The 5,559-nt window shown below is 41.5% G+C and carries 7 protein-coding genes; 5 read left to right on the forward strand and 2 right to left on the reverse strand.

Annotation, left to right across the window (positions count from 1 at the left end; genetic code table 11):
• Positions 1 to 878 precede the first annotated feature (878 nt).
• Positions 879 to 1,391: a hypothetical protein gene (locus ACIFO6_RS20855; RefSeq protein ID WP_430043485.1), complete on the reverse strand. Its 513-nt coding sequence runs from the start codon at positions 1,389 to 1,391 to the stop codon at positions 879 to 881.
• A 302-nt stretch (positions 1,392 to 1,693) separates the two neighbouring features.
• The gene (locus tag ACIFO6_RS20860) at positions 1,694 to 1,876 is read right to left on the reverse strand and encodes a hypothetical protein (RefSeq protein ID WP_430043486.1); all 183 of its coding nucleotides are present in this window, start codon (positions 1,874 to 1,876) and stop codon (positions 1,694 to 1,696) included.
• A gap of 90 nt (positions 1,877 to 1,966) precedes the next feature.
• On the opposite strand from ACIFO6_RS20860, the gene ACIFO6_RS20865 reads away from it, so the two are divergent.
• The 5 genes from ACIFO6_RS20865 to ACIFO6_RS20885 all read left to right on the forward strand — a co-directional run bounded on the left by ACIFO6_RS20865 (position 1,967) and on the right by ACIFO6_RS20885 (position 5,455).
• The gene (locus tag ACIFO6_RS20865) at positions 1,967 to 2,155 is read left to right on the forward strand and encodes a hypothetical protein (RefSeq protein WP_430043488.1); all 189 of its coding nucleotides are present in this window, start codon (positions 1,967 to 1,969) and stop codon (positions 2,153 to 2,155) included.
• Between the two features lie 37 nt (positions 2,156 to 2,192).
• A complete protein-coding gene (locus ACIFO6_RS20870; RefSeq protein WP_430043489.1) occupies positions 2,193 to 3,461 on the forward strand; it encodes a site-specific DNA-methyltransferase in 1,269 nt (422 codons plus the stop codon).
• 18 nt (positions 3,462 to 3,479) lie between these two features.
• Positions 3,480 to 3,641, forward strand: coding sequence for a hypothetical protein (locus ACIFO6_RS20875; protein ID WP_430043491.1), 162 nt, complete (start codon positions 3,480 to 3,482; stop codon positions 3,639 to 3,641).
• Positions 3,642 to 3,706: 65 nt separating this feature from the next.
• Positions 3,707 to 4,450 carry a transposase gene (locus ACIFO6_RS20880; protein WP_430043493.1) on the forward strand — a complete coding sequence of 248 codons (744 nt, stop codon included), beginning with the start codon at positions 3,707 to 3,709 and terminating at the stop codon, positions 4,448 to 4,450.
• 159 nt (positions 4,451 to 4,609) lie between these two features.
• Positions 4,610 to 5,455, forward strand: coding sequence for a tyrosine-type recombinase/integrase (locus ACIFO6_RS20885; protein ID WP_430043495.1), 846 nt, complete (start codon positions 4,610 to 4,612; stop codon positions 5,453 to 5,455).
• Positions 5,456 to 5,559: the final 104 nt, after the last annotated feature.

Here is a 5,559-nt window from a genome sequence, read left to right on the forward strand (position 1 = left end):
AAGGAGTGCTCAAAACTGGAAACATGGAAACAGCTTTTAAAAATCCGCTATTATATTGGAGAAATTGAAGCGAAGACAGGATGTTTTCTACTATAAAATTGGAAACAAACGGACGGAGAATAGGAAACATGTTTGTATACGAGTTTATATGGTGGGCTTGTCAGCCCGTAGAGAGGAAGTGATGGAATTAGATACATTTGTCCAGCTATGAATTTTAGAGTAAAGGGATGATTGGAGTTGAGAAAGTGAACTTAATTAGCCGCAAAGGGGTTGGGTGTGGGAGGGGAAACGGCGGCAGGCGATACTACCGTTTACGAAGCGTAGCGAAGTGGTTTTATCGCGGTTTTGAGTTTCCCCTATCCCACGTATAGATCATACATAGATTCAGCAGCATTCATACACGTAATCAAGTCATATTATTAACTGGCTAGGAATATCGTTTTAAAATTTTTGATTTACATATTCAAATTTATCTTGTTGAATATGGACTGGTATTGCAAAATTTAAAAGTTGCATTAAACCATTTGTACTTAGTAACTAGAGAGGAAGAACAAGACCGTTTTACTAATTACCGAAAATGGCCGTCAAAGAATAAAAATCGGACAATACCGGAAAATGGGCAGTTAAACCATAATAAGCTGGCTTTTGCCCACTTTCTTGATATCACTTGTCCCAAACGATCCTTTCACCCAATTTGTCCTCATCCCCAGATTTCATGACATCCCAACATGTATCACAAAAGGATGCGCCCATCGTTGTATGCTCCGGGTTAGGGTCATTGCAAAGCATACATATTCCTGGTTTCGGGCTTTTCTTCATGAACATCACCCCCAACAAAAAAAGCGAGCCTCATTGGCCCGCTTTCCCAGCAATTATATTTAAAAATTCGTATTAGTACTAGTCCGAACTCCAAGCTTTCCAGACATGGAACCAGAACCACTACTTAAACTAACATAAAATTTCCCTACAGTCCATGGCTTGCTTGAATTTAATATTTCATCGAATGTTTTACCAGGTTTTACTGTTCCACTGTACTTTTCCGCACCAGATGCACTTCCCTGATTCACAGTAAAAGTTATAGTAGTGTTCCCTGTGTTTCTCAAGTACAACCTTACATATCCATACCCTGCTTTAACGTCAAAATCAGCAGAATCATTAAATCCAGCTACTGGACGATCGACAATTTGTCCATCAGTAGCTTGTGGAGTAATGACATGATCCCCCGGTTTTGGTGTGTTCACATCGGTCGATGTGTTTGCAGATTGGGAAACTGCTGCTGAGTCAGTTGTAGCTGGTGCAACATCGGTCGTAGCTGCTGCAGAAGCAGTTAATGGAATTGCAAGAGCTAAAGATAAAACAGATACTACAGAAGCTTTTTTGATGTTTTTCATACTCATAAGCCCACTTTCTTTGATTTTTTTCCTGCACGCTTTATCAATCAACCAGTATGTATAGAAACTATTAGAGTATTCATGATCAATAAAGTTTTTTTACAGGTAGTTATATACATTTACATTATAAGTCTTTTATTGTAATTGTTCAACAAAAAAATGGATTTCCATTCCATATAAAAGGCACGCTGCGGAATTGAACCGCGCAAGGGTTCTGACCAGACTGTTCATGTTTCCGCTGGTTAACTGGTTCCTTGCCGCCTGCGCATGCCATAAAACCCCGGAAGAACAGGGGAAATGATTCATGTTGGAAGCTCTGCTGCGAGCAGTTTGAGGTCAGCGGTGTCGCGATGAGTTGGCGTCAGACTCGTTTGTACATACTTGCCGTGCTGTGCGGCATGCTCTTCGTCATGAAGATGCAGGATGCCGTCCTTACTCCAAAATGCAAAACGTGGTTGTGTATATAAAAATGTGTCACGTGACACAATGAGCAGATTTACAATTATAGAATCATAACACGGGAACTCTGGCTATGAGCAAGGGTTCCTTTTTCATTTTGGAAAGGAGAAATATAAATGCTATTAATGTTACAAGCAATAAGTGTAGAAATATCACGAGTTGTCACAGCAATTGTTGTGTTTTGCATCTGGATTTGGATTGCAGTCTTTTTAAAAATGAAGGTAGAAAGGGGGATTAAGTGGATTGGAAATCAAATTCGCAAACGTAAAAACGTTAAATCCGTACATAAAAAACGCCAGAAATAATGAGAAAGCTGTAGACATAAAGGAGAGAGTTTTATAAATGAAGTGGATGAAATTGAAGATCGATCAACTGGTACACGCCGAATATAATCCAAGGAAGGATTTAAAAGCGGGTGATCCAGAGTTTGAAAAGATCAGGAATAGTGTCCTCGAATTCGGTTATTGTGAACCGATTATTTGTAATAGCGATTATACCATTGTAGGAGGCCATCAACGTGCTAAAGTTTTGAAGGCACTCGGTTACGATGAAGTCGACTGTGTCATAGTTGATGTGAATAAGTCAAAAGAGAAAGCCCTGAACATAGCGCTTAACAAAATTACAGGGGAATGGGACTTTGAAGCATTGGCTGCATTATTAGATGAGTTGAAAGAAGCAGAATATAATATTGAGCTAACGGGCTTTGATTGGTCTGAAGCGGAGAAGTTGCTGAATACATTGCACGAAGAAACAGTGGATGATGAGGATGATTTTAATCTAGAAGAAGCATTACCTGAACATCCGATCACTCGTAAAGGTGACATTTGGCTACTTGGGAAGCATAGGCTAATCTGCGGAGACTCGACTAATCAGCAGAATATTACAACATTGATGGATGGTAAGAAGGCTCAGCTTATTGTAACCGATCCACCTTATAATGTGGATTATACAGGTAAAACCAAGGATGCATTAAAAATAGAGAACGATAAAATGGACAATCACGAGTTTTATAATTTCCTGTTCGCTGCTTATACTCGGATGTATGAAGTAGCAGATGATGGAGCAAGCATCTATGTGTTCCACGCAGATAGTGAAGGTTTGAATTTTAGAAAGGCATTTATTGAAGCTGGATTCAAACTGTCTCAATGTTGTATATGGGCTAAACAAGCCATGGTAATGGGTAGACAAGATTATCACTGGATGCACGAACCCGTATTATACGGTTGGAAGCCGACAGGAGGACACTACTGGAACAGTGATCGCAAGCAGACGACATTATGGCAATTTGATCGCCCATTCCGGAATGAATATCATCCCACGATGAAGCCGATTCCCTTGATTAGCTACCCAATTAAAAATTCGAGCAAGCTTGGTGATATCGTATTTGATCCATTTGGTGGCTCAGGTTCAACTTTGATTGCGTGTGAGGAAACGGATCGGCTTTGCTATACCAGTGAGCTTGATCCCAAATATGTAGATGTGATCGTGCAGCGATATATTGCCCACGTTGGCGATAATAGCGGCGTGTATTTAATTCGGGAAGGTAAGCAGTATAGCTATCAAGAAGTTGTTGCTGAGTGGGCAAAGTCAGAGGTATCATGTGCTGACTAAACCGAAAGGGTGATTTAATTGGGCAAGGCCAAAGTGAATATAGTGATTCGATTCCTGAAGGGCATGCAAGCCGAAAAGGTAAATGTGCTTGGGGCTGAGGAAGCTACGGAGGATAACGAGTTGATTCAAAAGGTAATTGAAGATATCGAATTGTTTTACGAGGCTGAATTGGAAGGGTAAGCTGATACATATGGGGAATAGTCGATAGTTGGCTGTTCCCTTTTTTCGTGATGGAGGTGAGCAGAATGAGCAAGAACAACGACAAACCAAAAAGAAACAAGCCTAAAATACTAACCAAGTATGTTCAATTTGTTGTGCCAAGGCTCAGGGATATTCCTGTTTGGGTACGTGAAGGGGCAACAGATGAGGAGATTGCCAAACGATTAAATATTCATATTTGGACATTAGGCGATTATAGAAGGAAACATCCGAAATTTGCAGAAGCATTGGAACGTCCAACCAAGTGGGAAACCCATGTATATCCTCGGTTAGCGGAGATTCAGCAATGGTTCGAAGAAGGCGTGAATGCAGAGGACATTATCAAGAAACTCGACATAGGTAAAACGACTTGGTACGAGTACATTGATAAGCATCCGATGCTGGCTGAACTAGTCAAATGGAGCAGATCTGTCCCCATATCCCACGTGGAAAATTCACTTTTGAAAGCTGCTACGGGGTATGAATATGAAGAAATAAAAACGATTATTGAAGAGGACAAAAATGGAAAAAAGAAGACGCGTATCGAGAAAGTGAAACGATATCAGCCTCCCAATCCGACAGCGATGATCTTCTACTTAAAGAACCGCGCACCCAACGAGTGGAATGATCGACGTGAATTGCTGGTCAATACGAAAGCACTGGAACAGGAACGCAAGCAGCTATTTCTGGATATGATCGAAGCGGATGTGGTGGATGCTGATTATGAAGCTATTGAGGAATCGGTCGAGATGGAGGAAGGATATGTGGAGCCTAATGATTCGGAGCCATAACGTTATGTCGTCAATATGTGTATAGATAAACGCCAGTTTCAGCCCTGAATTAGCCTGTAAAGTAGCCAGAATCAGTGCATAAGATAGGTTATGCAAACGGTGGACTTTGCCCCACATCAACGGTATGATGTGACACACAAAGCGAAGGGTGGGGCGAATATGGAGTATATTCAAGGATTTGAAGCGCATTTACGGAGTAAGGATCGGAGCGAGAACACGGTTTCCTGCTATATTCGGGACGTATTGCAGTTCATAGCTTGGTATCGGGGCAAGACGGAATATGGACTGGACAAGTGGATTGAATTGGATGGTGTAGAGTACAAGAAATATCTGCAAAGCACCAACCAAGCGGTACTCACCATCAACCGTAAGATCGCCAGTATCAACGTATTTTCACAATGGATGCATCATCAAGGATATATAAAGGAAGAAATACATATCGAAGCGGTCAGGAACAAGGTCGTTCGGCAGTATAAGGGTCTTGAGGAAAAGGATTTGTGGAAGCTGCGGAATGAAATTCACCGTATGGGCAATCGGCTACATATCTGTATGATTGAATTACTGATAGGAACAGGGATACGGGTAAGCGAATTGGTTGGCATCAAGCTGAAGGATATTGAGATAGGTGAACGCAAAGGTTTATTGAGGATACTTGGCAAAGGAAATGCCTATCGAACCATACCGATGAATAAGGATGTACGTAAAGCCATCACCCGATATCTCGAAGTCAGGCCACAAGTGGAATCAGAATATCTATGTATTGGCCAGCGTGGAGCATTGGAACGAAATGCGATCAACCTGATTTTGAACAAATACGGGGATCGGATCAATGTGAAGGTCACACCCCATATGTTCAGACATACGCTTGGCTATAAGCTGGTGAAAACGACTCCTTTGACGACCATCCAGCAAATCCTTGGACATGATCACGTAGCAACGACCAATATCTATACGCTGACGACACAGCAGGATATGGAACTAGCCTTGGCAAATATCGAGTGGTGAGAAGCCACTCTTTTTGTTGTAGATGGAGGGGGTCTTCTATGTAGATAAACAGAGCCGCCAGCAAAGGGTGCAGAAATTTTTGTGATGATTTTACGGTACATATG

The sequence above is a fragment of the Paenibacillus sp. NRS-1781 genome, from assembly GCF_050467745.1.
In the GTDB taxonomy this organism is placed as follows: domain Bacteria; phylum Bacillota; class Bacilli; order Paenibacillales; family Paenibacillaceae; genus Paenibacillus; species Paenibacillus terrae_A.